Raw genomic sequence first — 26,205 nt, forward strand, 5'->3', positions numbered from 1 at the left:
GAGAGCGCGCGTGAGGCCAACGGCGAGGTGATGCGCGCCGTCGAAGAGATCGAAACCTACATCGAGAAAGGCACCCCGGAATTCATGCGCACCTCGTTTGCGCTTTTCTCCGGTGGCTTCGCCACCTTCGCCCTGCTCTACTGCGTGCAGCCGATGATGCCGGTGCTGTCCCAGGCCTTCAGCCTGACTGCCGCGCAGAGCAGCCTGGTGCTGTCGATCTCCACCATCACCATGGCCTTCGGCCTGCTGGTCACCGGGCCGATCTCCGACGCCATCGGGCGCAAGTCGATCATGGTCGCGTCGCTGGTCCTCGCCGCCCTGTTCACCATTGGCAGCTCGCTGATGCCGACCTGGCATGGCGTGCTGGCCATGCGCGCGCTGCTCGGCCTGTCGCTCAGCGGCCTGGCGGCGGTGGGCATGACCTATCTCTCCGAGGAAATCCACCCGCAGCACATCGGGCTGTCCATGGGCTTGTACATCGGCGGCAACGCCATCGGCGGCATGAGTGGACGACTGATCAGCGGCGTACTGGTGGACTACGTGAACTGGCACGTCGCACTGGCCACCCTGGGCGTGCTCGCCCTGGCTGCGGCCCTCCTGTTCTGGCGCATCCTTCCCGAATCGAAGAATTTCCGCCCGGCGCCGCTCAAGCCGCGCCGGCTCATCGAAGGCTTCACCGGGCACTTCCGCGATGCCGGCCTGCCGTGGCTGTTCCTCGAAGCCTTCCTGCTGATGGGCGCCTTCGTCACCCTGTTCAACTACATCGGCTACCGCTTGCTGGCAGAGCCCTATCACCTGAGCCAGGCCATCGTCGGCGTGCTCTCGCTGGTCTACCTGTCGGGCATCTACAGCTCGGCGTGGGTCGGCTCGCTGGCCGACAAGCTGGGCCGACGCAAGGTGCTCTGGGCGATGATCGCGCTGATGCTCGGTGGCGTACTGATCACCCTGCTGCAACCGCTGGCCCTGGTACTGGTTGGCCTGCTGGTGTTTACCTTCGGCTTCTTCGGCGCGCACTCGGTGGCCAGCAGCTGGATCGGCCGCCGCGCCCTGAAGGCCAAGGGGCAAGCGTCGTCGCTGTACCTGTTCAGCTACTACACCGGCTCCAGCGTCGCCGGCACCGCTGGCGGCCTGTTCTGGCACCAGTATGGTTGGAACGGCGTGGGCCTGTTCATCGCCAGCCTGCTGGGCATCGGCCTGCTGGTGGCCCTGCACCTGGCACGCCTGCCAGTGTTACCGCGCGACCTTCCTGCACTCAACAAAGCTGGGTAGTTTCTACACACACGACATCGAGCATGCCTAAAAACGACATGGAACGGTCGTACAAAGACATTTATCTCAGATCCGACAACGCCTGCCAGGCGGGCGTTGTGGAATAAATTCCCAATCTACGACTTAAGTCGTAACAGAATGTGGCGCGATCCTTGCGTTCACAATCTCGAACGACTTGTTGGAATCCTGAAACGGACCTCGACTCCCGCAGTACGCAATTCCCTCCGTAGTTGTAGGTAAAGCATGAGCAGCACCCCCTCTTCAGGGCTCTCCCAGGGCCTGCAAAATCGTCATGTCACGATGCTTTCGATCGCCGGCGCCATTGGTGCGGGCCTGTTCGTAGGCTCCGGCCACGCCATTGCCGAAGCCGGTCCGGCCGTCATGGTTTCCTATCTGGTCGCCGGCCTGCTGGTGGTCCTGGTGATGCGCATGCTGGCCGAAATGGCCGTCGCGCAGCCGGACAGCGGCTCCTTCTCCACCTACGCCGACCGTGCCATCGGCCACTGGGCCGGTTTCACCATCGGCTGGTTGTACTGGTGGTTCTGGGTCCTGGTGATCCCGCTGGAAGCCAACGCTGCCGCGGCCATCATCCACGCCTGGTTCCCCGGCGCGCCGATCTGGGTGCTGGCCTTCGTGATCACCTCCGCGCTGACCGTGACCAACCTGTTCAGCGTGAAGAACTACGGTGAGTTCGAGTTCTGGCTTGCCCTGATCAAGGTCGTCTCGATCATCGCCTTCCTGGTACTGGGCTGCGCGGCCATCTTCGGCTTCTCGCCCAACAGCGAAGTCTCCGGCATCGGCCACCTGACCAGCGAAGGCTTCCTGCCCAAGGGCTGGGGCGCCGTGCTCGCCGCGCTGCTGACCACCATGTTCTCCTTCATGGGTTCGGAGATCGTCACCATCGCCGCCACCGAATCCAAGGACCCGGAGCAACAGATCACCCGCGCCACCAACTCGGTGATCTGGCGTATCGCGCTGTTCTACCTGCTGTCGATCCTGATCGTGGTCTGCCTGGTGCCGTGGAACGACCCGCGCCTGGTGAGCATGGGCTCCTACCAGACCGTGCTGGAACACCTGCACATCCCGTACGCCAAGCTGATCGTCGACATCATCGTGCTGGTGTCGGTCACCAGCTGCCTGAACTCGGCGCTCTACACCGCTTCGCGCATGATGTACTCCCTGAGCAAGCGCGGTGACGCACCGAAGATCGCCCAGGTGACCAGCGCCAGCCGCACCCCGGTCTACGCCGTGCTGCTGTCCACCGCCATGGCCTTTCTGTGCACCTTCGCCAACTACCTGGCCCCGGCCGAAGTGTTCAACTTCCTGCTGGCCAGTTCCGGCGCCATCGCCCTGCTGGTGTACCTGGTGATCGCCATGTCGCAGCTGCGCATGCGCAAGAAGCTGCTCGCCCAGGGCCACCAGCTGAAGCTGAAGATGTGGCTGTTCCCCTGGCTGACCTGGGCGGTGATCCTCTTCATCGTCGGCGCCCTGGTGATCATGCTGATCCGCCCGGACCACCGCATGGAAGTGGTCGCCACCACCCTGCTGACCATCGTGGTGGTCTGCTCCGGCCTGCTGGTGTCCAACCGCCGCAACAAGGCCCAGCGCGCCGCCGGCATGGTGGGCGATACCGCGTGATGCACTCTGAGGGAGCCTGAGGTTCCTTGAGGGAACAAAAAGCCCCGCTTCCGAGCGGGGCTTTTTTTGTTCGGAAAATCCTCCGCTGCTCAGGCCGATCAAGGACGGAGTCCGCTCCTACGCTCGGGAAGGTCTTTGCAGCGGCGGCGCCAGACATGTTCGCGAGCAGGCTCGCTCCTACAGGCAGGTACCGGAGTGCTCTTCGTAGGAGCGCGCTTGCTCGCGAACCCGATTAACCACAGAACTTGCCGGAAAATCACGAAAACCCGATACCCGGAAAGGAAAAAGCCCCGCGAATGCGGGGCTTTTCAGTGAAGCATCAGGCTCAGTGGTACTGCGCCGACAGCTCGTGCACCGCCTCGAAGAAAGCACCGGCATGGGCTGGGTCGACTTCCGGGGTGATGCCGTGGCCGAGGTTGAACACGTGGCCATTGCCGTTACCGAAGGCGCCGAGGATGCGTGCGACTTCGGCACGAATGGCTTCCGGCTTGGCGTAGAGCACCGCCGGATCCATGTTGCCCTGCAGGGCTACCTTGTCGCCGACGCGGGCGCGGGCACTGCCGATATCGCAAGTCCAGTCCAGGCCCAGGGCTTCGGCGCCGGTGTTGGCCATGGATTCCAGCCAGAGGCCGCCTCCCTTGGTGAAGAGGATCACCGGTACGCGACGCCCATCCTGCTCGCGGATCAGGCCATCGACGATCTTCTGCATGTAGGCCAGGGAGAACTCCTGATAGGCCGCCGCCGACAGCGCGCCGCCCCAGGAATCAAAGATCTGCACCGCCTGGGCACCCGCGAGAATCTGACCATTGAGATAGCTGGTGACCGACTGCGCCAGCTTGTCCAGCAGGGCGTGCAGGGCCTGCGGATTGTCGTAGAGCATCGCCTTGGTCTTGCGGAAGTCACGGCTGGAGCCGCCTTCGACCATGTAGGTGGCCAGGGTCCAGGGGCTGCCGGAGAAGCCGATCAGCGGGACGCGGCCATTCAGCTCGCGGCGGATGGTGCGCACGGCGTCCATCACGTAGCCCAGGTCCTTCTCCGGATCGGGGATCGGCAAGGCGTCGATGTCCGCCTGGGTGCTGACGACCTTCTTGAAACGCGGGCCTTCGCCGGTTTCGAAGTACAGGCCCTGGCCCATGGCGTCGGGGATGGTGAGGATGTCGGAGAAGAGGATCGCCGCATCCAGCTGCGGGTAGCGGTCCAGCGGCTGCAGGGTCACTTCGCAGGCCATCTGCGGGTTCATGCACAGGCTCATGAAGTCACCGGCCTTGGCGCGGGTGGCGCGGTACTCCGGCAGGTAGCGGCCGGCCTGGCGCATCATCCAGACTGGGGTGACATCGACGGGCTGCTTGAGCAGGGCGCGGAGGAAGCGATCGTTCTTCAAGGCAGTCATAACGGCATCCGGCAAAAAAGTGCGGGTATTTTCGCAAAGCCCAAAAGAAAAGGCACGGCGGGTGCCGTGCCTTTCGTCCATCGCGACAGTTTGTCGCTGCGCTTTCTCTTCGTAGGATGGCGTGGAGCGAAGCGATACCCATCGTCCGCATGGGTATCACAGGCTCCACCCATCCTACGACGTCACGATCAGACTCCCAGGTAGTCCAGGATGCCTTCGGCGGCCGTGCGGCCTTCGAAGATCGCCGTCACCACCAGGTCGGAACCGCGGACCATGTCGCCACCGGCGAAGATCTTCGGGTTGCTGGTCTGGTGCTTGAACTGCGAAGCAGCCGGAGCAATGACGCGGCCCTGGCTGTCGATCTCCACCTGGTGCTGGTCGAACCACGGGGCCGGGCTCGGGCGGAAACCGAAGGCGATCAGCACGGCTTCGGCCGGGATGATCTCCTCGGAACCCGGGATCGGCTCGGGGCTACGACGGCCGCGGGCGTCGGGCTCGCCGAGACGGGTCTCGACCACCTTCACGCCTTCCACCTTGTCCTCGCCGACGATGGCGATGGGCTGGCGGTTGAAGAGGAACTTCACGCCTTCTTCCTTGGCGTTCTTCACCTCTTTGCGCGAGCCGGGCATGTTTTCTTCGTCGCGGCGGTAGGCGCAGGTCACGCTCTTGGCGCCCTGGCGGATGGAGGTGCGATTGCAGTCCATCGCGGTGTCGCCACCGCCCAGTACCACGACGCGCTTGCCCTTCATGTCGACGAAGTCTTCCGGCGACTTCTCGAAGCCCAGGTTGCGGTTCACGTTGGCGATCAGGAAGTCCAGCGCATCGTGCACGCCGGGCAGGTCCTCGCCGGGGAAGCCGCCTTTCATGTAGGTGTAGGTGCCCATGCCCATGAACACGGCATCGTACTCATCGAGCAGCTGCTCCATGGTGACGTCCTTGCCAATCTCGGTGTTCAGGCGGAACTCGATGCCCATGCCGGTGAAGACTTCACGACGGCGCGAGAGCACCTGCTTCTCCAGCTTGAACTCGGGGATGCCGAAGGTCAGCAGGCCCCCGATTTCCGGGTTCTTGTCGAACACCACCGGGGACACGCCGTTGCGCACCAGCACGTCGGCGCAGCCCAGGCCCGCCGGGCCCGCGCCGATGACGGCGACACGCTTGCCCGTGGGCTTGACCTTGGACATGTCCGGGCGCCAGCCCATGGCAAAGGCGGTGTCGGTGATGTACTTCTCCACCGAGCCGATGGTGACCGCACCGAAGCCGTCGTTCAGGGTGCAGGCGCCTTCGCACAGGCGATCCTGCGGGCACACGCGGCCGCAGACTTCCGGCAGGGTGTTGGTCTGGTGGGACAGTTCGGCAGCCGCGAGGATGTTGCCTTCGGAGACCAGCTTCAGCCAGTTGGGGATGAAGTTGTGTACCGGGCATTTCCACTCGCAGTACGGGTTGCCGCAACCCAGGCAACGGTGGGCCTGGTCAGCCGCTTGCTGCGGCTTGAACAGGTCGTAGATTTCCACGAACTCGCGCTTGCGCTGGCGAAGAAGCTTCTTCTTCGGATCCTTGCGCCCGACTTCGATGAACTGGAAGTCATTGTTAAGACGTTCAGACATTTTCAGACCTCATCAAACTTCAGGCGCTTATTGCGGGTTGGCACGAGTGCTGGTCAGCAGGGAACCGAGGCTGGCAGCCTTCGGTTTCACCAGCCAGAACCGACGCAGGTAGTCGTCGAGGTTCTCCAGCAGATGTGCGCCCCACTCGCTCGCCGTTTCCGCCACGTACTCGACCAGCACCTTGCGCAGATGGTTGCGCTGGGCCTCCATCGCTTCGCCGCTGATCCGCTGGATTTCAACCAGCTCATGGTTCACGCGGTCGACGAAGGAGTTGTCCATGTCGAGGACATAAGCGAAGCCGCCGGTCATGCCGGAGCCGAAGTTGTAGCCGGTCTTGCCCAGAACGCAGATGAAGCCGCCGGTCATGTATTCGCAGCAGTGGTCACCGGTACCTTCAACCACGGCGTGGGCGCCGGAGTTGCGCACACCGAAGCGCTCGCCCGCCGTGCCGGCAGCGAACAGCTTGCCGCCAGTGGCGCCGTACAGGCAGGTGTTGCCGACGATGGCCGATTCCTGCGACTTGAACGGGCTGCCCTTGGGCGGGGTGACGACCAGCTTGCCGCCGGTCATGCCCTTGCCGACGTAGTCGTTGGCGTCGCCTTCCAGGTACAGGTGCAGGCCGCCGGCGTTCCACACGCCGAAGCTCTGGCCCGCGGTGCCCTTGAAGCGGAAGGTGATCGGCGCTTTAGCCATGCCCTGGTTGCCGTGGACTTTGGCGATCTCGCCGGAAATCCGCGCGCCGATGGAACGGTCGCAGTTGCAGATGTCCAGTTCGTACTCGCCACCCTTGGCACCTTCGATGGCGCCACGGGCCAACTCGACCATCTTCTCGGCCAGCAGGCCCTGGTCGAACGGCGGGTTCTTCTCGACTTCGCAGAACTGCGGCTTCTCGGCCGGGATCAGGTCGCTGCCCAGCAGCGGCGTGAGGTCGAGGTTGCCCTGCTTGGGCGTCTCGCCCGGCAGGATTTCCAGCAGATCGGTGCGGCCGATCAGTTCTTCCAGGCTGCGCACGCCAAGCTTGGCCAGCCACTCACGGGTTTCGCTGGCGATGAAGGTGAAGAAGTTCACCACCATGTCCACGGTGCCGATGAAGTGGTCCTTGCGCAGCTTGTCGTTCTGGGTGGCGACGCCGGTGGCGCAGTTGTTCAGGTGGCAGATGCGCAGGTACTTGCATCCCAGAGCGATCATCGGCGCGGTGCCGAAGCCGAAGCTCTCGGCGCCGAGGATGGCCGCCTTGATGACATCCAGGCCGGTCTTCAGGCCGCCGTCGGTCTGCACCCGGACCTTGCCGCGCAGGTCGTTGCCGCGCAGGGTCTGGTGCGCCTCGGCGAGGCCCAGCTCCCACGGCGAACCCGCGTACTTGATGGAGGTGATCGGCGATGCGCCGGTACCGCCGTCGTAGCCGGAGATGGTGATCAGGTCGGCGTAGGCCTTGGCCACGCCGGCGGCAATGGTGCCGACACCCGGCTCGGAAACCAGCTTCACCGATACCAGCGCCTGCGGGTTGACCTGCTTGAGGTCGAAGATCAGCTGGGCGAGGTCTTCGATGGAATAGATGTCGTGGTGCGGCGGCGGCGAGATCAGGGTCACGCCGGGCACCGCATAGCGCAGGCGTGCGATCAGGCCGTTGACCTTGCCACCGGGCAGCTGGCCGCCTTCGCCGGGCTTGGCGCCCTGGGCCACCTTGATCTGCAGGACTTCGGCGTTGACCAGGTATTCCGGGGTCACGCCAAAGCGGCCGGTGGCCACCTGCTTGATCTTCGAGCTGCGCAGCGTGCCGTAACGCGCCGGGTCTTCACCGCCCTCACCGGAGTTGGAGCGACCGCCCAGGCGGTTCATGGCTTCGGCCAGGGCCTCGTGGGCCTCCGGCGACAGCGCGCCAAGGGAGATACCGGCGGCGTCGAAGCGCTTGAAGATGGACTCCAGCGGCTCGATCTCGTCCAGGCTCAGCGGCTGCTCGGCAGGCTTCACCTTGAGCAGGTCGCGCAGCATGGACACCGGGCGGCTATCCACCAGTGCGGTGTATTCCTTGAACCGGGCGTAGTCGCCCTGCTGCACGGCGGCTTGCAGGGTATTCACCACGTCCGGGTTATAGGCGTGGTACTCGCCGCCGTAGACGAACTTCAGCAGGCCACCCTGCTGGATCGCCTTGCGGTTGTTCCAGGCTTCGTTGGCCAGTAGCTTCTGCTCGTTCTCGATATCGAGGAAGCGCGCGCCCTGGATGCGACTTGGGGTACCCGGGAAGCACAGGCCGGTGACTTCGTCAGACAGGCCGATGGCCTCGAACAGCTGGGCGCCACGGTAGGAGGCGATGGTGGAGATGCCCATCTTCGAGAGGATCTTCAGCATCCCCTTGGAGATGCCCTTGCGGTAGTACTTGAAGACCTCGTAGAGGTCACCCAGCACTTCGCCGGTGCGGATCAGGTCGGCCAGCACCTCGTAGGCGAGGAACGGGTAGACCGCGGACGCGCCGAAGCCCACCAGCACCGCGAAGTGGTGCGGGTCACGGGCGGTGGCGGTTTCCACCAGGATGTTGGAGTCGCAACGCAGGCCGGTCTGTACCAGGCGATGGTGCACGGCGCCGACGGCCAGGGCCGCATGCACCGGCAGCTTGCCGGGGGCGATGTGACGGTCGGACAGCACCAGCAGCACCTTGCCCGCGCGTACGGCCTCTTCGGCCTGGTCGGCGATGTTGCGCACGGCCGTTTCCAGGCCAACGGACTCGTCGTAGTTCAGGTCGATGTGGTGCAGGTCGAAGCCCGGACGCTCCAGGTTCATCAGGGTCCGCCACTTCGCCGGGGAGATCACCGGGGTGGTCAGGATCGCCTGGTTGGCGTGGTGCGGGGACTCTTCGAAGATGTTCTGCTCGATGCCCAGGCAGGTTTCCAGGGACATCACGATCGCTTCGCGCAGCGGGTCGATCGGCGGGTTGGTGACCTGCGCGAAGACCTGGCGGAAGTAGTCGTACGGCGAGCGGATGCGCTTGGACAGCACCGCCATCGGGGTGTCGTCGCCCATCGAGCCGACCGCTTCCTGGCCCTGCTCGGCAAGCGGGCGCAGCACCTGGTCACGCTCCTCGAAGGTGACCTGGAACATCTTCATGTATTGCTTGAGCTGGTCGCCATCGTAGCTGGCAACGCCCTGGTCATCGTCCAGGGTGGCCTGGATGCGCAGCGCGCTCTGGCGCAGCCACTGCTTGTACGGGTGGCGCGACTTCAGGCGGTTGTCGATGTCCTCGGTTTGCAGCAGCTGGCCGGTCTCGGTGTCCACCGCGAGGATCTGGCCCGGGCCGACGCGGCCCTTGGCGATGACGTCCTCGGGCTTGTAGTCCCACACGCCGATTTCCGAGGCGAGGGTGATGTAGCCGTTCTTGGTGGTGACCCAGCGCGAGGGGCGCAGGCCGTTGCGGTCGAGCAGGCAGACGGCGTAGCGGCCGTCGGTCAGCACGACGCCGGCGGGGCCGTCCCACGGCTCCATGTGCAGCGAGTTGAATTCATAGAACGCACGCAGGTCGGCGTCCATGGTCTCGACGTTCTGCCAGGCCGGCGGAATGATCATGCGCAGGCCACGGAACATGTCCATGCCGCCAGTGACCATCAGCTCGAGCATGTTGTCCATGCTGGAGGAGTCCGAGCCCACGCGGTTGACCAGCGGGCCCAGCTCGTCCAGGTCCGGCATCCACTCGTTGGCGAACTTGGCGCGACGGGCCTGGGCCCAGTTGCGGTTGCCGGTGATGGTGTTGATCTCGCCGTTGTGCGCCAGCAGGCGGAACGGCTGGGCCAGCGGCCATTTCGGCAGGGTGTTGGTCGAGAAGCGCTGGTGGAAGACGCAGATGGCGGTCTTCAGGCGCTCGTCGGAGAGGTCCGGATAGAAGGCGGCGAGGTCCGCCGGCATCATCAGGCCCTTATAGATGATGGTCTTGTGCGAGAAGCTGCAGATGTAGTGGTCGGCATCCTCGGCGTTGGCCACGGAGGAGCGGCGACGGGAGCTGAACAGCTTGACCGCGAATTCCTGGTCGGACAGGCCTTCACCGCCGATGAACACCTGCTCGATCTGCGGCAGACGCTCCAGCGCCAGGCGACCCAGCACGCTGGTGTCGATCGGCACCTTGCGCCAACCGACCAGCTTCAGGCCGGCGCGCTCGATCTCGCGATTCATGTTCGCGCGGGCGGCTTCGGCTTTCACCGGGTCCTGGTTGAAGAAGACCATGCCCACGGCGTACTGGCCGGGCAGTTCGGTCGCGAAGGATTCCTTGGCCACGGCGCGCAGGAACTGGTCGGGCTTCTGGATCAGCAGCCCACAGCCGTCCCCGGTTTTCCCGTCCGCGTTGATCCCACCTCGGTGGGTCATGCAGGTCAGTGCTTCGATGGCGGTTTGCAGAAGTTCGTGGCTTGCCTCACCCGTCATATGGGCGATCAGACCGAATCCGCAGTTATCCTTGAACGTCTCAGGATGGTACAGACCTGCTTTCATAGGGAACTCTCACCGGCAAAACTTTTATAAATTCCAGGGTCTGCTGACGTTTCGCCATCGCCCTGTTTCGCCGTGCAGGCTCGTTTCCCGCGCACCCTAAAGGCTCGGGCCGCCTCTATCGTGCAGCGCCGTTGTAGCCCCTGGTTCACCTGGAATGACCGTTCCGCGCGAGTTGCCACGTCTTACCCAACGTGGCGGCGGTTCCGGCCCTGGCCATGACGAAACGTCAGCAGACCCTCTTCAAGCACTTCGCCTGTCTACTCGCTCAAGCGGCAAGTTTCCGATAGGCAAAGGGAGGTCATTGTACACACGAGGAAAGCGACGTCACTGCTTTTTTTTGACGCACTGCCGACACCCGATGTCGCATTTTTATAAGAATGCAGCAAAAGAAACAACCCAATAAAAAAGCCGAGCCCCAGGGGATGGGGCTCGGCTTTTTCATTTTCGCGACAGTGCGACCTTTCAGCGTGCTCCGGCGATGTCCTGCTGGATGCTGGAGAAAGGACGAGCCCAGGGTTTGGAGGCCTGGATCTTCGCCGGCAACTTCTTGATCGCCGCCTGCGCGGAGGCGCGGTCGGCGAAGCTGCCATAGGTCACGACGTAGAACGGCTTGCCCTGCAGGTTCTTGCGGAAGTAGCGATACTCGCCGCCGCCCTGCTGGCTGATGAAGGCCTTGGCGCTGGCTTCGGAGCCGGTACCCAAGACTTGCACGGAATAGCGCGAGCCGGACTGGGACTGGTACCAACTGCTGCCGCCAGCACTACCGGTTGCTGCCGCGGGCTTGCTGGCGGCGGTCGCTGGTTTGGCGCTGGCGACGGTGGTAGCAGGCTTGGTCACTGCCGGTTTGGCGGCCTGGACGGGCTTGGCCGGTGCAGTGGCGGCGGGCTTGACCGGCTCCGGACGCGGGGTGGGCGTCGGAGTCGGAGCCGGCTGGATGGCGGCCTGCTGCTGGACCGGAGCCGCCGGGACAGGATTGAGCGGTTTGGGACCGTTGTTGGCCAGCGGCGTCACCGGAGGCGCGGTGGTGGTCACGGTCGGAGGGATAGCCGCGGACGGCATGCCGCCTTCATCGGCATCTTCCTGGCCGCCGGCCTGGGCCATGGGCTCACGGATCACCGGCTGGCTTTCACCCACCAGCGGCAGGGGCAGAGGCTGGTTGGACCCAGCGAATTCCACCGACGGGCCATTGCCCTGGGCATCCGGCTGCGGTTGCGCATTCGGCTGCGGAGTAGCGGCGCCGCCCAACGGCAGCTGCGACGAAGTCTGCGCGGCAGTGTTGCTCGCAGTCTCCGGCTTGGTGGTCTTGCCCTGCATGAACCAGGCGGCGATGACGCCGATGGCGACCACGCCGAGGATCGCCAGGTGCTTCTTCGGCAGTTTGAAGCCAGCGCCAGCTGCTTTGCGCTCACCACTGCGATCGGCCAGCATCGCTTCGATCATCGCGTCGCGGGCGGTCTGGTTGATGGTGCCGGGCCAGCCGCCGGATTGTTCGTGGATGTCGGCCAGCAGGTCAGCCGAGATCAGCTCGATACCCTGCCCCGCACCCTCGAGGCGCTGCGCCAGGTACTCGCGGGTCTCTTCCTCGCTGTACGGCTGCAACTCGATGGCGTGGAAGCGCTCCTCGCCCTCGGACAGCACTTCGAGGCGCGACAGCAACTCAGGCTCGCCGAACAGGAAGACGTGCAGGCGCGCTTCGGAATTGCCAGCGGCCAGCAGCAGCAGGACTTCGAGGGCGTCGTCACGCAGTTGCTCGGCGTCATCGACCAGCAGATAGACATCCTGGCCGGTGATCGCCAGCTGGGCGACCTTGGCGAGAATCGCCTCGATGCTGGTCTGGGTGATACCCAGGCCTTGCGCGAGCTGGCGCAGCAGAGTGGCTTCGTCGGTCACCGAGCGACCGGATATCACCACGCTGGAGACAGCATCCTTGTTGGTGCTGGCCACCAGGGCCTGGCGCAACAGGGTCTTGCCGCTGCCCAGCGGACCTGTCACGGCCAGCAGCAGCTGGCTGTAGCGAGCCAGGTGGTGCAGCTGGCCCAGTACGGGCTTGCGCTGCGCCGGGAAGAACTTGAAGCCCGGAACCCGCGGTGCGAAAGGGTCGTGGCTGAACTGGTAGTGGGCCAGGAAGGCCTCATCGGCATGCAAGCTGGACATGGGACCTCAGTGTTCTCCTGCCTGACCGACCAGTGCCTGGTAGTCAGCGCGCAGTGTTTCTTCCAGAATCTCACGGGGGAATTCGGCGGTCACGACCGCGCCCCCCAGCCCTTGGAGCAATACCAGACGCAGACGGCCATCGAGCACTTTCTTGTCGACAGCCATGTGCTCGAGAAAATGCTCGGCATTCATTTCCTGCGGCGGGACCACCGGCAGCTTCGCCGCGGCGAGCAGGCGGATGCCGCGATCGAGCTCGGCCTTTGTCAGCCATCCCAGCCGATGCGACATCTCAAGTGCCATCACGGTTCCCGCACCCACGGCTTCGCCATGCAGCCAGACGCCATAACCCATGTGGGTCTCGATGGCGTGGCCGAAGGTATGGCCCAGGTTGAGCGTGGCGCGGACGCCGGTTTCCTTCTCGTCGGCACCGACTACGCGGGCCTTGGCCGCGCAGGAACGCTCGATGGCTTCGGTCAGCGCAGTCGGCTCCAGCGCCAGCAGGTCGTCCATGTGCGCTTCCAGCCAGGTAAGGAAAGGCTCGTCGCAGATGAAGCCGTACTTGATCACTTCCGCCAGCCCTGCCGACAGCTCGCGGGGCGGCAAGGTCTTCAGGGTCGCGGTATCGATGATCACGGCCTGGGGCTGGTAGAAGGCCCCGACCATGTTCTTGCCCAGCGGGTGGTTGATGCCGGTCTTGCCGCCCACGGAGGAATCCACCTGGGACAGCAGGGTAGTCGGCACCTGGATGAAGTCGACACCGCGCTGGTAGCAAGCCGCGGCGAAACCGGTCATGTCGCCGATGACGCCGCCGCCGAGGGCGATCAGGGTGGTCTTGCGATCATGGCGCGCGGTCAGCAGGCCATCGAAGATCAGCTGCAGGGTTTCCCACTGCTTGTAGGCCTCGCCGTCGGGGAGCACGACCGTGGTGACCTTGTAGCCGGCCAGGGTCTTCTGCAGTCGATCCAGGTACAGCGGCGCGATGGTTTCGTTGGTGACGATGGCTACCTGGCGACCGCGGATATGCGGCTCGAAGTAGCGCAGATCATCCAGCAGCCCCTCACCGATATAGATCGGGTAGCTGCGATCGGCCAGATCGACGTTGAGTGTGCGCATGAAACCCCCAGGCAAGAAAGGGGACTAGGATACCGCAGATTGCAGCGCCGTTAATGGCGCTCCAACTCACGCAGGCGCTCGATGATCTCCAGGACGACCATACGCGGAGGCCGCTCATCGGTTTCGATGATCACGTCGGCAATTTCGCGATAAAGCGGATCGCGCATCTGCATGAGATCGCGAAGAATCTGCTCCGGATTGGGCTTCTGCAGCAACGGGCGATTCTTGTCACGCGCAGTACGGGAAATCTGCTGCTCGACCGAAGCGTGCAGGTAGATCACCTTGCCGCCACCCTTGAGGATGAGCCGATTGGCGTCGCGCATGACGGCGCCGCCGCCCGTGGCGATGACCATGCCCCCTTCATCGCACAGCTCGGCCAGCATCGCCTGCTCACGCTCGCGGAAGCCAGCCTCGCCCTCGACATCGAATATCCAGGGGATGTTGGCTCCGCAGCGCTGCTCGATCTCTTTATCCGAATCTTTGAAGACGAGGTGAAGCTCTTTGGCGAGAAGACGCCCGATGGTGCTTTTACCAGCTCCCATCGGGCCTACCAGAATCAAATTGGACACGACATTGATCAACGGCCGATTGCAATGGCCTGATTATTCATGATCCGCGGGGTAAGGAAAACCAGCAGCTCGTTCTTGCTGTCGGTCACATAGTCGTTCTTGAACAGGCGGCCGATCATCGGCACGTCGCCCAGGAACGGCACCTTGGCCGTGGACTTGGTCTGGGTGTTGGAGAACACGCCACCGATCACGATGGTTTCGCCATCGTTGACCAGCACTTTCGCGTTCACCTCGTTCTTCTTGATCGGCGGCACGCCGTTCAGGGCGTTGGCGTAGTCCGGCTCGTCCTTGTTGACCTTCACTTCCATGATGATGCGATTGTCCGGGGTGATCTGCGGGGTCACTTCCAGCGACAGCGCCGCCTCCTTGAAGGACACCGAGGTCGCGCCGCTGGAGCTGGCTTCCTGGTAGGGAATCTCCGAGCCTTTCAGGATCTTCGCGGTTTCCTTGTCCGAGGTAACGACCTTCGGCTGGGACACCACTTCACCGTTACCGGTTTTCTCCATCGCGTTGAGCTGGAGGTCCAGGATGGTGTTGTTGGTGGTGAAGCCGATGCTGATGCCCGATGTCGGGGTGGCATTTGACGTGCCCAGGTCAACGAAGGTATTGCCGGTGCTGTTGGTGCCGCCGGAGACATCGAAGTTGCCGTGTCCGGAGAGCGAACCGCTCCAGTTCACACCCAATTCCTTGGTGTAGTCGACGTTGGCTTCGACGATGCGCGCCTCGATCATCACCTGACGGACCGGGATGTCCAGCTGGGCGACGATGCGGCGCAGCTCATCCAGGCGATCCTGGGTCTGGTAGGCGATGATGCTGTTGGTACGGTCATCCACGGTGATCGAACCGCGGTTGTCGCCCTGTGCAGCCGCTGCGACGCCCGGAGCGCCACCACCACTGCCGGTCACTGAGCTGAACAGCTTGGCGATGTCCGCAGCCTTGGCGTAGTTCACCTGAATCAGCTCGCGACGCAGCGGAGCCAGTTCGGAGATCTGCTTCTGCGCCTCCAGTTCCTGACGCTCGCGAGCCGCGATCTCGTCAGCTGGCGCGACCAGCAGCACGTTACCAACCTTGCGCTTGTCCAGGCCCTTGGTCTTGAGCACCAGGTCCAGCGCCTGATCCCACGGTACGTTCTGCAGGCGCAGGGTGATGTTGCCCTGCACGGTATCCGAAGCCACCAGGTTCAGGTCGGTGAAGTCAGCGATCAACTGCAGCACCGAGCGCACATCGATGTCCTGGAAGTTCAGAGAGAGCTTTTCACCGGTATAGGCGAAGGTGTCCTTCTTGCGCTTCTCGGCATCGTCCTGGGTCAGCGGCTTGATGCTGACGGTCATGCGATTATCGGTCTGGTAGACGAGATAGTCGTACAGACCGGTCGGCTCGATGGTGATGCTGGCCTTGTCGCCGACCGCGGAAGCATTGACGAGCTGAACCGGGGTAGCGAAGTCCTTCACGTCCAGGCGAACGCGCAGGTTGTCCGGCAGCTGGGTACGCGGGAAGTCCAGGCGAATCTTGCCGCCCTGCTCCTGAATGTCCGGGCTGACAGTCGGATCGGACAGATCGATCACGACATTGCCCTCACCCTGCTCGCCACGCTGGAAGTCGATATTGCGAATCGCCTTGCCAGCCGGGACGTACGGCTTGGGCTGAGCGGGCTTGGCGGCCGGAGCAGCTACCGGCGCTGCAGACGCGTAGGAGCTGGAAGTCGCTGCCCCCGCACCGACCACGACGTACAGGTTCGAACCTTCCGCACGGGTGCTGTACGGCACCAGGGTCGCCAGATTGACGATCAGGCGAGTACGGTCCTTCGCCTCGACCACGGTCAGGCTGCGGGCATTGCCCACTCCCAGTTCGCGGTTCTTGCTGCCCAGTTTGTTGTGCACACCCGGCAGGTCAAGCGCGATGCGCGCCGGCTGCTCGATGGTGTAGCCACGCGGTGCGGCCACCGGTTCGTCGAAGCCCAGTTTCAGCTCCACACGATCGCCCGGCAGTGCCGCGACATCGACACTCTGCAGGTTCGCGGCCAGCAGGGCCGGCGCGAATACGGCCGCGAGCACGGAAATGCCGAGGCGGGAAAGCTTTCTATTCATCGTCTGAATCCGTCGTGCAGACTGCTGTTTGTTATCCATGTTCATCCCCGCCCTTAGGAGCGTTCCTTGAGAGTCAGACTGCGCGGACGCTCCAGCCAGCCACCCTCACCATCAGGAACGATTTCAATCACGTCGATCTTGGCTTCGTTGATCGCAACGATCTTGCCGTCGTTGCGTCCAAGGTAGTCACCCACTCGTACCCGATGCACCCCTCCTGCACCTTTCACGAGAGCAAATACCTGACTGTCCTTGGCCAGGGTGCCGACCATTTCGAAGGTTTCGATGTTGAAGCCCTCGAGGAACTGCTTGACCCGTGTTTCATCGGGCTTGATAACCCTGTTGCCCTTCTGCTTGACCGCCAGGTCGATCTTCACCGGCGGCTGGAAGGGACTGCGCAGGGACGAAGCGCTATAGGTAAAGGCCTCATAGGTCTGGAACTTGGGCATCGGCTCGATCGTCCCCTTCGGGCGAGCGCGGACTTCGTCCATGTAGCTCTGCAGGTCGGCAAAATCACTACCCGAGCCACAACCGTTCAAGGACAGGAGCAGGAAACTGCAAATGATCAGGCGCCCCCTCATTTCTTAGCTCCTGTCTTGGCTCCAGCCGCCGGGGCCTTAACGCCCTTGTCGTTGTAGCGGTAGGTTTTCGCCAGGATGCTCATGCGCAGCTTGGAGGTGCTGTCCGTGCTCGCCGGCTTGATGTCGAAGTCATGCAGCGTCACGATCCGCGGCAGGCTGGACACGCCACTGACGAAGGTCGCCAGATCGTGGTACCCGCCCACGACACTGATCTGGATGGGCAGCTCGATATAGAACTGCTGGGTCACTTCCGGCAGCAGCTTGATCTCTTCGAACTCCAGACCACTACCCAGGCCAGTGCGGGTGATGTCTTCCAGCAGGCCGGGCACCTCGGTGTCGCTCGGCAGCTGACGCAGCAAGGCGCCGAAGGATTCTTCCATCTCCTTCATCTGCCCTTTGTAGGCTTCCAGGTTCGCCGCCTGGAAGGCCTTGGTCGAGAACTGCTGCTTGAGGGTCTGCTCTTCCTCACGATTGCGGTCGAGCTGCTCCTGCAGTTCCTTCAGATGGAAGTTGTAGCCAAGCGCCAGAACCACAGCCATCAGCAGGATACAGGCGATGACCTTGACGGCTGCCGGCCAGGAACCAAGGTTGTTCAGATCAAGGTCGTTGATATCGACCTTGCGCAAGCTCTCCAGAGAACTGGCCAGACTCATTTCTTGGCTCCTTGCGGGGTGCTCTGCTTGTCCTGCTCCTCGCTGCCGGGCTGGGTCTGTTGCACCGTCAACTGGAAGACATTCGCCTGATCCAGGGCGCCCTGGGTAATAGCCTTCACTTCAGTCAGGTTCGGCGAAGTCAGCCACTCCGACGAATCGAGGTTGCGCATGAGGTTGGAGACGCGATTGTTGGACTCGGCCGCGCCGGCAATGGCAATGGACTTCCCGGACATCTTCAGCTCAGTGAAGTAGACGCCATCGGGCAAGGTGCGGACCAGCTGGTCGAACACGCGGCCAATGATCGGGCGGTTGCCCTGCAGGTCCTGAATGATCTTCATCCGTTCCAGCAATTGCTGGCGACGGGTCTTCAGCTCGCTGATCTCCTTGATGCGCGCATCCAGCACGGCGATTTCCTTGCGCAGGAAGTCGTTGCGCGCAGTCTGGTTCTCGATGGCCGAGTTGAAGTACTGATCACCCAGGAAAACGATCGCCCCGGAAGCCAGCAGAACGGCACCCAGGATCACCAGGAAGCGCTGCTTGCGCTCCTCGCGCAGCTGCTCCCGCCACGGCAATAGGTTGATGCGTGCCATCAGTCGAAACTCCTCATCGCCAGACCGCAGGCAATCATCAGCGCGGGCGCATCACTGGCCAGCGCACCGGCGTTGACCTTACCGCTCAGCACCATGTCGGCGAAGGGGTTGGCCACCAGGGTCGGAGTACCGATCTTCTGCTGGATCAGGCGATCCAGGTCAGGGATGGACGCAGTGCCTCCCGCCAGCAGGATGTAGTCCACATCGTTGAACTGGCCGGCCGCGAAGAAGAACTGCAGCGAACGCGACACCTGCTGAACCACGGCGTCCTTGAACGGCTGCAGTACTTCGCTGTCGTAGTCATCCGGAAGACCGCCCTGCTTCTTGGCGAGACCCGCTTCCTCGACCGACAGTCCATAGCGACGCTGGATCTCCTCGGTGAGCTGACGCCCGCCGAAAAGCTGCTCACGCGTATAGATGGTGCGGCCATGGTGCAGGACGCTGAGCGTAGTCATGGTGGCGCCGATATCGACCACCGCAACTGTGAGCTCGTCGGCATTGCCGCCCAGCTGGTCTCCCAGCAGACTGAATGCTCGCTCCAGCGCGTAGGCTTCAACGTCGACAACCTTGGCCGTCAGACCCGCGAGCGCCAGCGCGGCTTCGCGCACCTCGACGTTCTCCTTCCGGCAAGCGGCGAGAAGAACATCGACGCGATCCGCGTTGCGTGCGGACGTGCCCTGCACCTCGAAGTCGATCGCGACCTCTTCGAGGGGATAGGGGATGTACTGATCGGCTTCGATCTTGAGCTGATTTTCCAGCTCGTCGTCCGAGAGACCGCCGTCCATCTCGATGGTTTTAGTGATGACCGCCGAGCCGGCTACCGCGACCGCAGACGTTTTCACTGCGGTCCGCGCCTTGGCGACCACACGTGACAACGCCTGGCCGACACCCTCCAGCTCAGCGATGTTCTTTTCTACCACTGCATTGGGCGGGAGCGGCTCGACAGCGTAGGCCTCTACCTTGTAGCGGCCTCCAGAGCGGCTCAATTCGAGAAGTTTGACCGAAGTCGAACTGATGTCTATCCCCAGCAGCGTGTTCGCTTTCTTATTGAAGAGCCCTAGCACGACTGATTTCCTATCAGCATCCGAGACTTACGGACGATTTATGTTTTTCCACATTAGATACCAGACTTGACAGCTTCGCAAATGGCTCGCCAGCAAAAAAACTGCTTATAATGTGATCAGCTTTTCCCTTTTTACCGCGCCATCCGCTTAACTCTTTCTTTTCTCTGGAAATCCAAGACCTTCCCGATGCGCCTGCTGAAGTTTCTGTGGTGGACCTGCGTCACCATTATTTGTGGAGTGCTGCTCAGTTTCAGCGGCGCCTATCTGTACCTCAGCCCGAACCTTCCGTCCGTGGAGGCCTTGCGCAACGTGCGGTTGCAGATGCCGCTGCGCGTGTACAGTGCTGATAACAAATTGATAGCAGAGTTTGGCGAGATGCGCCGAACGCCGATTCGATTTGCTGAAATCCCCCCGGATTTCACCCACGCACTGTTATCGGCTGAAGATGACAATTTCGCCAACCATTATGGCGTGGACGTCAAAAGCCTGATGCGTGCTGCCGCGCAATTATTGAAGACCGGCCACATCCAGACCGGTGGCAGTACCATCACCATGCAGGTGGCGAAGAACTACTTCCTCACCAACGAACGAAGCTTCTCTCGCAAGATCAACGAGATCCTGCTCGCCCTGCAGATCGAGCGCTCGCTCACCAAGGACGAGATCCTCGAGCTCTACGTCAACAAGATCTACCTGGGCAACCGCGCTTACGGCGTCGAGGCCGCCGCGCAGGTTTATTACGGCAAGTCCATCAAGGACCTGAGCCTGGCGCAGATGGCGATGATCGCCGGCCTGCCCAAGGCGCCGTCACGCTACAACCCACTCGCCAACGCCGCGCGCAGCCTGGAGCGTCGCAACTGGATTCTCGAGCGCATGCTCAAGCTCGGCTTCATCGACCAGCAGCGTTATCAGGCCGCCATCCAGGAACCGGTCGGTGCGTCCTACCACGTCCAGACTCCGGAGCTGGCAGCCCCATACATCGCCGAGATGGCCCGCGCCGAACTGGTCGGCCGCTTCGGTGGCGACGCCTACACCGAGGGCTATCGCGTCTATACCACGGTGCGCAGCGACCTGCAGGAAGACGCCAACACCGCCCTGCGCGAAGGCTTGCAGGACTACGACCAGCGCCACGGCTACCGCGGCCCCGAGACGCGGCTCCCCGGCAAGACTCGTGACGCCTGGCGCCAGGCCATCGCGCAGCAGCGCCCGCTCGGCGGCCTGGAACCCGCCATCGTCACTCAGGTCGAGAAGAGCGGCGCCATGGTCATGACCCGTGACGGCAAGGAAGAAGCCCTGAGCTGGGACGGCATGAAGTGGGCCCGCCCCTATCTGAGCAACAACAGTATGGGCCGCATGCCCAGCCAGCCCAGCGACGTGGTGCAGGCTGGCGATGTGATCCGCGTGCAGCGCAAGGACGACGGCTCGTTGCGCCTGACCCAGGTGCCGGCCGCACAGAGCGCCCTGGTCTCGCTCAACCCGCAGGACGGCGCGATCATGGCACTGGTGGGCGGCTTCTCCTTCGAACAGAGCAACTACAACCGTGCCACCCAGGCCCGTCGCCAGCCCGGCTCCAGCTTCAAGCCGTTCATCTACAGCTGTGCGCTGGACAACGGCTTCACCGCCGCCTCACTGATCAACGACGCCCCGGTGGTGTTCTACGACGAGTACCTGGACAAGGTCTGGCGTCCGAAGAACGACACCAATACCTTCCTCGGCCCAATCCCCATGCGCGAGGCGCTGTACAAGTCGCGCAATATGGTGTCGATCCGCATTCTCCAGGCCCTGGGCGTCAATCGCGCACGCGATTGCATCAGCAAGTTCGGCCTCAACAAGGACGACCTGCCGCCCAACCTGTCCATGGCCCTGGGCACCGCGACCCTGACGCCCATGGAGATCGCCAGCGCCTGGACCGTCTTCGCCAACGGCGGCTTCAAGGTCTCGCCGTACATCGTGCAGCGCATCGAAAGCCGCGACGGGCAGGTGCTGTACCAGGCCAACCCGCCGAGCATTCCCCAGAACGAGGAACAGGTGCAGGCGCAACCGCAACCGGCCGCCACCGACGCCTTCGGCAACGATGACCCGAGCCAGGCCAAGACCACTATCGAGCCGGCCGCTGCCGAGCGCGTCATCGATGCGCGTACCGCGTACATCATGACCAGCATGCTGCAGGACGTGATCAAGCGCGGCACCGGCCGCCGCGCCCTGGCGCTCAAGCGTGACGATCTGGCTGGCAAGACCGGTACCACCAACGAATCGAAGGACGCCTGGTTCTCCGGCTTCAACGCCGACTTCATGACCACCGTCTGGGTAGGCTTCGACCAGCCGGAAAGCCTCGGCCGCGCCGAATACGGCGGCAACGTCGCTCTGCCGATCTGGATGCGCTACATGGGCGCAGCACTGAAAGACAAACCGTCGCACCTGCTGCCCGAACCGCCCGGCCTGGTCAGCCTGCGCATCGACCCGGTCACCGGCCGTGCGGCACCTCCGGGCACTCCAGGTGCGTACTTCGAACTGTTCAAGAACGAAGACACGCCACCGTCGATGAACGAACTGGCGCCTGGCAGCGCTCCCGGCAGCGGCATGCCAGCGGATGAAGAAGCGCCGATCGACCTGTTCTGACAGCAAGGCCCCTCCCCGGAGGGGCCTTCTCATTTTTGGGAATTATTCCCGGCAAAATAATGGCATTTAGCCAAATCATTGATTAATCTGGGCTTTGCGGCGGCGAACAACCCCAGGCGACCGACCCCATCCGGCGCGTCAGGGGCTTCCCGCAGCAACTTCATCAGGAGCCTCGGATGGCGCGCCCCCTGTTTGGCTGGCTGTTCTGCCTGATCGCCCTTCTGCTTGGCGCGCCTTTGCTGCGCCTGCTCGGGCAACCCCGCTCACTCGAGCCCATGCCCGACCTTGTCTATCTCGACCAGTTGTTTGCCGTGCTGATTGCCAGCACCGGCCTGGCGGGACTGCTCATCGCCTTTCTGCTGCAGCTCACTGGACGAATCCTGGTGGCGCTGGCCCTCCTGGTGCCGGCCATCGCCCTTTGCGCATGGCACCTCACCCATACCCACCTCGGCCCGGTATCGCCTACAACAGAGCAATACGAATGGCTGCTGGCGGGCCTCGCGGTCTATGCGCTGGTACTGGCGGGGATCAATTGGGTTAACCGAGGTGAGAGCGGCACGCGGAAGGCGCTGCATTACCTGGGCATCACCCTGTTGCTGCCGTGGTGCCTGGCTCTGCTCTACCTGGGGCGCCTGTACTACTGAGGCAGGTCGCGCCAGGTCAAGTAGACGCGCAGGTCGAACTCCAGTTGGTGGTAACCGGGCAGCATGTGCTCGCAGAGCTGGTAGAAGGCCTTGCTGTGGTCGCGCTCCTTCAGGTGCGCCAGTTCGTGGACGACGATCATCTGCAGGAACTCGGGCGCCGCGTCCTTGAACAACGAGGCGACGCGGATTTCCTTCTTCGCCTTGAGCTTGCCACCCTGCACGCGCGAGATTGCCGTGTTCAGGCCCAGCGCGCGCTGTACTACATCCAGCTTATTGTCGTAGAGGACCTTGTCCACCGCTGGCGCGGTGCGCATGTACTGCTGCTTGAGGTCCATGGCATAGCCGTACAGCGCCTTGTCGCTCTGTACGTCATGACGACCGGGATAGCGGCGCTCCAGGTACTCGCCGAGGCGGTCCTGCTCGATGAGCTGGCGCACCTGGTCCTGGAGATGTGGAGGATAGGCCTGGAGATAACGAAGCGGCTGCATGGGAAACGACTGGCGGAGGAAACGTCCGCCAGTCTACCGCATTCCCCGGTCAGGCCAGCGCGCGGGTGCTGTAGGCCTCGGTGCGATAGGGGAAGGCAACTTCGCTGCGTCCCTTCAACGTCGGGTGCGTGGCGATCAGTTCATGCAGTTGCTCGGTGACGCGCTGCTTCTGCTCTTCGGGCAGCGCCGCAATAAAGCTCACCGACAGGGTACGCGCGACAATTACCTGCTCCGGCGGACCGATGTGCTGGTAGCTGAATTCGCGCAGGCGCAGGTCCTCGAAGCGCGACCCGGCAAAGGCGCGACGCCATTGCCCGGTGTGGAAGCGTGGCGTGCTGCCTTCGTAGCGCTCGAGAATGCGCGTCACCTGGGCGACCCAGTCGACGCGTTCATCGCGTACATTCCACACCAGGCCGAGGTGGCCACCCGGCCGCAGGACGCGATGGATTTCTTCCAGCGCCCGCGCGTCGGCGAACCAGTGGAAGGCCTGGGCGCAGGTCAGCGCATCGACGCTTTCCGCCGCCAGCGGCATCGCCTGGGCCGTGCCACTGAGCACCTTCACAGCAGGCAGGGAAGTGCTGAGCTGCTCCCGCATGGCCGCAACTGGCTCGATGGCGGTAACCTGCGCACCGGTACGCAGCAACAGGGAAGTGAACTTCCCGGTACCTGCACCGAGGTCGACCACTTCCTTGCCGTCACCTATGCCCAGCTCTTCGCCGAGCCAGCCCAGCAACTCGTCGGGATAGTCCGGGCGCCCGTGGGCGTATGCCTTCGCCTCACGGGAGAAACCTTCCTGCGCACTGCCATGTACATCCGTCATCGTGCCTCCAGAGCCGGCCCGGCCCAAGCATCAGCGCTCAGCGGAACCGGCAGGTCTTTCCATCAAGATAGCTACGGTAGCAGCTGAGCAGGCGCGAGTCCTTGATACGACAGCGCTTCTGTCGGCATTTGCTGGAGAACTCGAAGCGGCCACCATCCGGATCGGCCAGCTGGATACGGATAGCCGGCCAGCCCTGCTTCGGAGCCTTTTCCGGCGTGCTCAGTACGCGGTTCTCGTTCTCCACCAGGGCTGCGCCCGCCTCGGCATAATCGAAGACGAACAGCAGGGTGCGCGAGGTCTTGAGCGTACACTCCTGGTGAGTCAGGCAGTTCTGCGCGTCCGCCGGCAGGTCCACCGGAGGCTTGGGTGACGGCGCGACAGGCGCGGCCTGGCGCAGTGAACAGCCGGCGAGGAACGTCAGCAGCAGGACGCAAAGCAAGGCACGCAGCATCGGCGTTTTCCTTCTGGCGGATACGAAAGAGCCCCGCAGGGCGGGGCTCTTCAGCTCTTCTGCTCTTCAGAAACAGAGAGAGAGCGAAAGCGGGAACCGGGCTCGGAATCAGTTGACCTTCGACACCAGTTCACCCTTGGCGTAACGCTGGAACATGCCTTCCAGGGAGATCGGCTTGATCTTCGAGGCATGGCCAGCGGTGCCGAAGGCTTCGTAGCGAGCGATGCAGATATCGCGCATGGCGACGATGGTCTGGGCGAAGAACTTGCGCGGGTCGAACTCACTCGGCTGCTCGGCCATCATGCGGCGAATGGCACCGGTGGAAGCCAGGCGCAGGTCGGTGTCGATATTGACCTTACGCACGCCGTGCTTGATGCCTTCAACGATTTCCTCGACCGGCACGCCGTAGGTTTCCTTGATGTCGCCGCCGAACTCGTTGATCACCTTCAGCCACTCTTGCGGCACCGAGGAGGAGCCGTGCATCACCAGGTGGGTGTTGGGGATGCGCTTGTGGATTTCCTTGATGCGCTCGATGGACAGCACGTCGCCGGTCGGCGGCTTGGTGAACTTGTAGGCACCATGGCTGGTGCCGATGGCAATGGCCAGGGCATCGACCTGGGTCTTCTTGACGAAGTCAGCGGCCTCTTCCGGGTCGGTCAGCAGTTGGCTGTGATCCAGTACGCCTTCGGCGCCAACGCCGTCTTCCTCACCAGCCATGCCGGTTTCCAGGGAGCCCAGGCAACCCAGCTCGCCTTCCACGGACACGCCACAGGCGTGGGCGAAGGCAACGGTCTGCTGGGTGACACGGACGTTGTACTCGTAGTCGGCCGGGGTCTTGCCGTCTTCCTTCAGCGAGCCGTCCATCATGACGGAGGAGAAGCCCAGCTGGATGGAGCGCTGGCAGACGTCAGGGCTGGTGCCGTGGTCCTGGTGCATGCACACCGGAATGTGCGGGAACTCTTCGATGGCGGCGAGGATCAGGTGGCGCAGGAAGGGCGCGCCGGCGTATTTGCGGGCACCGGCGGAGGCCTGCACGATCACCGGGGAATCGGTCTTGTCGGCCGCTTCCATGATGGCGCGCATCTGCTCCAGGTTGTTGACGTTGAAAGCCGGAACGCCGTAGCCGAACTCGGCGGCGTGGTCCAGCATTTGGCGCATGCTGATGAGTGCCATGGTCTTCGCTTCTCCCAGAAGTCAGGCTCGGTTACACGAGCCCCTTAACTACATGTTTGGAAGCCTGCCGCAGGGGCAGGCCGTGTTCAAGTCTTCCGGCGCGTGCCGGACAATCGGCGCTCAGCGCGCCTTGCAACCACGACCGATCAGGTCGTTGCTCTCGACCCAGTAGACCAGGCCCTGGTCGCCTTTGATGCTCAAGCCGATCAGCCCGTCGCTATAGAAAGCGCCGGAGCCGCCGGGTTCCTCTTCCAGGTGATGAACCACGTCATCCTCACCCAGCTTCAGGTCGACGACCGACTTGCTGGGGTCGACGTAGCGCCACCGTACCTCAGCCTCACTGTCGCAGACCCACTGGTTCCAACCGCCCTGCGCAGCGAATTTTCCGCCCGTCGAGTGACTGGAACAACCCGCCACCAGCGAAAGCGCCAGGGCCGGGACGAGATAACGCAGCATCGGGCGACTCTCCTTCGGGCGGACGCGCCGCCGGATATCCAATGCGCCAGATTGCCCGTCCCGTCGCAGGAACGCCAGTGCCGCCTGCGCCAGGGCGCGGGCGGCACTGTCAGACCGTGATCCCTGCCGCCAGGGCGTTGCCTCAGGGGCAATTCACCGGTTTCTGGTCAGGCGTCGGATCGCCGCTGCTCTGGCTTTCCACCCGTTCGCGGTTCTGGTCCGAAGGCACCATGACCGAGGGCGGGCTCATCACTTCACAGGTGCTGGGGGCTCCACCGCTTCCGGCACAGCCGACCAGCACGAGGCAAAACGACAGCAGAGGGGTGACAGCTCGCATGACCGTTCTCCTTGGCATCCACACAAGGCTTCTGA

Annotated in this window: 21 protein-coding genes; 4 read left to right on the forward strand and 17 right to left on the reverse strand. The window is 63.3% G+C overall.

Annotated features, from left to right (window positions below):
• Window positions 1–30: 30 nt before the first annotated feature.
• Together FAS41_RS14895 and gabP are read left to right on the forward strand one after the other, a co-directional pair.
• The gene (locus FAS41_RS14895; RefSeq protein WP_246084883.1) at window positions 31–1,269 is read left to right on the forward strand and encodes an MFS transporter; all 1,239 of its coding nucleotides are present in this window, start codon (window positions 31–33) and stop codon (window positions 1,267–1,269) included.
• Window positions 1,270–1,512: 243 nt separating this feature from the next.
• Window positions 1,513–2,907, forward strand: coding sequence for a GABA permease (gene gabP, locus FAS41_RS14900; RefSeq protein ID WP_138523513.1), 1,395 nt, complete (start codon window positions 1,513–1,515; stop codon window positions 2,905–2,907).
• Between the two features lie 325 nt (window positions 2,908–3,232).
• On the opposite strand, the gene hemE is transcribed toward gabP, so the two are convergent.
• From hemE to FAS41_RS14955, 11 genes are all read right to left on the reverse strand, one after another.
• Window positions 3,233–4,297 (reverse strand): uroporphyrinogen decarboxylase, encoded by a 1,065-nt coding sequence (gene hemE, locus FAS41_RS14905; protein WP_138523515.1) that lies wholly within the window; start codon window positions 4,295–4,297, stop codon window positions 3,233–3,235.
• A gap of 188 nt (window positions 4,298–4,485) precedes the next feature.
• On the reverse strand, window positions 4,486–5,904 hold the full coding sequence (locus FAS41_RS14910; RefSeq protein WP_138523517.1) for an FAD-dependent oxidoreductase: 1,419 nt from the start codon (window positions 5,902–5,904) through the stop codon (window positions 4,486–4,488).
• 27 nt (window positions 5,905–5,931) lie between these two features.
• Window positions 5,932–10,377, reverse strand: coding sequence for a glutamate synthase large subunit (gltB, locus tag FAS41_RS14915; RefSeq protein ID WP_138523518.1), 4,446 nt, complete (start codon window positions 10,375–10,377; stop codon window positions 5,932–5,934).
• Between the two features lie 462 nt (window positions 10,378–10,839).
• Window positions 10,840–12,531 (reverse strand): AAA family ATPase, encoded by a 1,692-nt coding sequence (locus FAS41_RS14920; RefSeq protein WP_138523520.1) that lies wholly within the window; start codon window positions 12,529–12,531, stop codon window positions 10,840–10,842.
• 6 nt (window positions 12,532–12,537) lie between these two features.
• The gene (gene aroB, locus FAS41_RS14925) at window positions 12,538–13,644 is read right to left on the reverse strand and encodes a 3-dehydroquinate synthase (protein WP_138523523.1); all 1,107 of its coding nucleotides are present in this window, start codon (window positions 13,642–13,644) and stop codon (window positions 12,538–12,540) included.
• 50 nt (window positions 13,645–13,694) lie between these two features.
• Entirely contained in the window at window positions 13,695–14,213 is a 519-nt protein-coding gene (gene aroK, locus FAS41_RS14930; RefSeq protein WP_138523525.1) for a shikimate kinase AroK, read from the reverse strand.
• 8 nt (window positions 14,214–14,221) lie between these two features.
• Window positions 14,222–16,300, reverse strand: coding sequence for a type IV pilus secretin PilQ (locus FAS41_RS14935; RefSeq protein WP_138523527.1), 2,079 nt, complete (start codon window positions 16,298–16,300; stop codon window positions 14,222–14,224).
• A 53-nt stretch (window positions 16,301–16,353) separates the two neighbouring features.
• The gene (pilP, locus tag FAS41_RS14940) at window positions 16,354–16,878 is read right to left on the reverse strand and encodes a type 4a pilus biogenesis lipoprotein PilP (protein ID WP_138523529.1); all 525 of its coding nucleotides are present in this window, start codon (window positions 16,876–16,878) and stop codon (window positions 16,354–16,356) included.
• A complete protein-coding gene (pilO, locus tag FAS41_RS14945) occupies window positions 16,875–17,531 on the reverse strand; it encodes a type 4a pilus biogenesis protein PilO (RefSeq protein ID WP_138523531.1) in 657 nt (218 codons plus the stop codon). Before pilO ends, pilP begins: the two co-directional genes overlap by 4 nt.
• Window positions 17,528–18,121, reverse strand: a complete 594-nt coding sequence (gene pilN / locus FAS41_RS14950; RefSeq protein WP_138523533.1) for a type 4a pilus biogenesis protein PilN — start codon at window positions 18,119–18,121, stop codon at window positions 17,528–17,530. Before pilN ends, pilO begins: the two co-directional genes overlap by 4 nt.
• The gene (locus tag FAS41_RS14955) at window positions 18,121–19,185 is read right to left on the reverse strand and encodes a pilus assembly protein PilM (protein ID WP_017520515.1); all 1,065 of its coding nucleotides are present in this window, start codon (window positions 19,183–19,185) and stop codon (window positions 18,121–18,123) included. Before FAS41_RS14955 ends, pilN begins: the two co-directional genes overlap by 1 nt.
• Window positions 19,186–19,371: 186 nt before the next feature.
• On the opposite strand from FAS41_RS14955, the gene FAS41_RS14960 reads away from it, so the two are divergent.
• Both FAS41_RS14960 and FAS41_RS14965 read left to right on the forward strand, forming a co-directional pair.
• Window positions 19,372–21,801, forward strand: a complete 2,430-nt coding sequence (locus tag FAS41_RS14960; RefSeq protein WP_138523535.1) for a penicillin-binding protein 1A — start codon at window positions 19,372–19,374, stop codon at window positions 21,799–21,801.
• Window positions 21,802–21,977: 176 nt separating this feature from the next.
• Window positions 21,978–22,445, forward strand: coding sequence for a hypothetical protein (locus FAS41_RS14965; protein WP_138523537.1), 468 nt, complete (start codon window positions 21,978–21,980; stop codon window positions 22,443–22,445).
• Here FAS41_RS14965 and FAS41_RS14970 read toward each other — a convergent pair.
• The 6 genes from FAS41_RS14970 to FAS41_RS14995 form a co-directional block, all read right to left on the reverse strand.
• Complete coding sequence (locus FAS41_RS14970) at window positions 22,439–22,933, reverse strand: YgjP-like metallopeptidase domain-containing protein (protein WP_138523539.1); 495 nt, start codon at window positions 22,931–22,933, stop codon at window positions 22,439–22,441. The genes FAS41_RS14965 and FAS41_RS14970 overlap by 7 nt on opposite strands.
• A 49-nt stretch (window positions 22,934–22,982) precedes the next feature.
• Window positions 22,983–23,753: a class I SAM-dependent methyltransferase gene (locus FAS41_RS14975; protein ID WP_138523541.1), complete on the reverse strand. Its 771-nt coding sequence runs from the start codon at window positions 23,751–23,753 to the stop codon at window positions 22,983–22,985.
• Between the two features lie 37 nt (window positions 23,754–23,790).
• Window positions 23,791–24,204, reverse strand: a complete 414-nt coding sequence (locus FAS41_RS14980) for a hypothetical protein (protein WP_138523543.1) — start codon at window positions 24,202–24,204, stop codon at window positions 23,791–23,793.
• A gap of 108 nt (window positions 24,205–24,312) precedes the next feature.
• Window positions 24,313–25,377 carry a class II fructose-bisphosphate aldolase gene (fba, locus tag FAS41_RS14985; protein WP_138523545.1) on the reverse strand — a complete coding sequence of 355 codons (1,065 nt, stop codon included), beginning with the start codon at window positions 25,375–25,377 and terminating at the stop codon, window positions 24,313–24,315.
• Window positions 25,378–25,497: 120 nt separating this feature from the next.
• The gene (locus tag FAS41_RS14990; protein WP_138523547.1) at window positions 25,498–25,833 is read right to left on the reverse strand and encodes an MliC family protein; all 336 of its coding nucleotides are present in this window, start codon (window positions 25,831–25,833) and stop codon (window positions 25,498–25,500) included.
• A 142-nt stretch (window positions 25,834–25,975) separates the two neighbouring features.
• Complete coding sequence (locus tag FAS41_RS14995; RefSeq protein ID WP_138523549.1) at window positions 25,976–26,170, reverse strand: hypothetical protein; 195 nt, start codon at window positions 26,168–26,170, stop codon at window positions 25,976–25,978.
• Between the last annotated feature and the right edge of the window lie 35 nt (window positions 26,171–26,205).

It is taken from the genome of Pseudomonas nicosulfuronedens (assembly GCF_005877905.1).
Classification (GTDB): domain Bacteria; phylum Pseudomonadota; class Gammaproteobacteria; order Pseudomonadales; family Pseudomonadaceae; genus Pseudomonas; species Pseudomonas nicosulfuronedens.

Excerpts from the sequence above, each read along its gene's own strand:
- FAS41_RS14895 (WP_246084883.1), top strand. The coding sequence starts at position 31 with ATGCGCGCCGTCGAAGAGATCGAAACCTACATCGAGAAAGGCACCCCG.
- gabP (WP_138523513.1), top strand. The coding sequence starts at position 1,513 with ATGAGCAGCACCCCCTCTTCAGGGCTCTCCCAGGGCCTGCAAAATCGT.
- hemE (WP_138523515.1), bottom strand. The coding sequence starts at position 4,297 with ATGACTGCCTTGAAGAACGATCGCTTCCTCCGCGCCCTGCTCAAGCAG.
- FAS41_RS14910 (WP_138523517.1), bottom strand. The coding sequence starts at position 5,904 with ATGTCTGAACGTCTTAACAATGACTTCCAGTTCATCGAAGTCGGGCGC.
- gltB (WP_138523518.1), bottom strand. The coding sequence starts at position 10,377 with ATGAAAGCAGGTCTGTACCATCCTGAGACGTTCAAGGATAACTGCGGA.
- FAS41_RS14920 (WP_138523520.1), bottom strand. The coding sequence starts at position 12,531 with ATGTCCAGCTTGCATGCCGATGAGGCCTTCCTGGCCCACTACCAGTTC.
- aroB (WP_138523523.1), bottom strand. The coding sequence starts at position 13,644 with ATGCGCACACTCAACGTCGATCTGGCCGATCGCAGCTACCCGATCTAT.
- FAS41_RS14935 (WP_138523527.1), bottom strand. The coding sequence starts at position 16,300 with ATGAATAGAAAGCTTTCCCGCCTCGGCATTTCCGTGCTCGCGGCCGTA.
- pilP (WP_138523529.1), bottom strand. The coding sequence starts at position 16,878 with ATGAGGGGGCGCCTGATCATTTGCAGTTTCCTGCTCCTGTCCTTGAAC.
- pilO (WP_138523531.1), bottom strand. The coding sequence starts at position 17,531 with ATGAGTCTGGCCAGTTCTCTGGAGAGCTTGCGCAAGGTCGATATCAAC.
- pilN (WP_138523533.1), bottom strand. The coding sequence starts at position 18,121 with ATGGCACGCATCAACCTATTGCCGTGGCGGGAGCAGCTGCGCGAGGAG.
- FAS41_RS14960 (WP_138523535.1), top strand. The coding sequence starts at position 19,372 with ATGCGCCTGCTGAAGTTTCTGTGGTGGACCTGCGTCACCATTATTTGT.
- FAS41_RS14965 (WP_138523537.1), top strand. The coding sequence starts at position 21,978 with ATGGCGCGCCCCCTGTTTGGCTGGCTGTTCTGCCTGATCGCCCTTCTG.
- FAS41_RS14970 (WP_138523539.1), bottom strand. The coding sequence starts at position 22,933 with ATGCAGCCGCTTCGTTATCTCCAGGCCTATCCTCCACATCTCCAGGAC.
- FAS41_RS14975 (WP_138523541.1), bottom strand. The coding sequence starts at position 23,753 with ATGACGGATGTACATGGCAGTGCGCAGGAAGGTTTCTCCCGTGAGGCG.
- FAS41_RS14980 (WP_138523543.1), bottom strand. The coding sequence starts at position 24,204 with ATGCTGCGTGCCTTGCTTTGCGTCCTGCTGCTGACGTTCCTCGCCGGC.
- fba (WP_138523545.1), bottom strand. The coding sequence starts at position 25,377 with ATGGCACTCATCAGCATGCGCCAAATGCTGGACCACGCCGCCGAGTTC.
- FAS41_RS14990 (WP_138523547.1), bottom strand. The coding sequence starts at position 25,833 with ATGCTGCGTTATCTCGTCCCGGCCCTGGCGCTTTCGCTGGTGGCGGGT.
- FAS41_RS14995 (WP_138523549.1), bottom strand. The coding sequence starts at position 26,170 with ATGCGAGCTGTCACCCCTCTGCTGTCGTTTTGCCTCGTGCTGGTCGGC.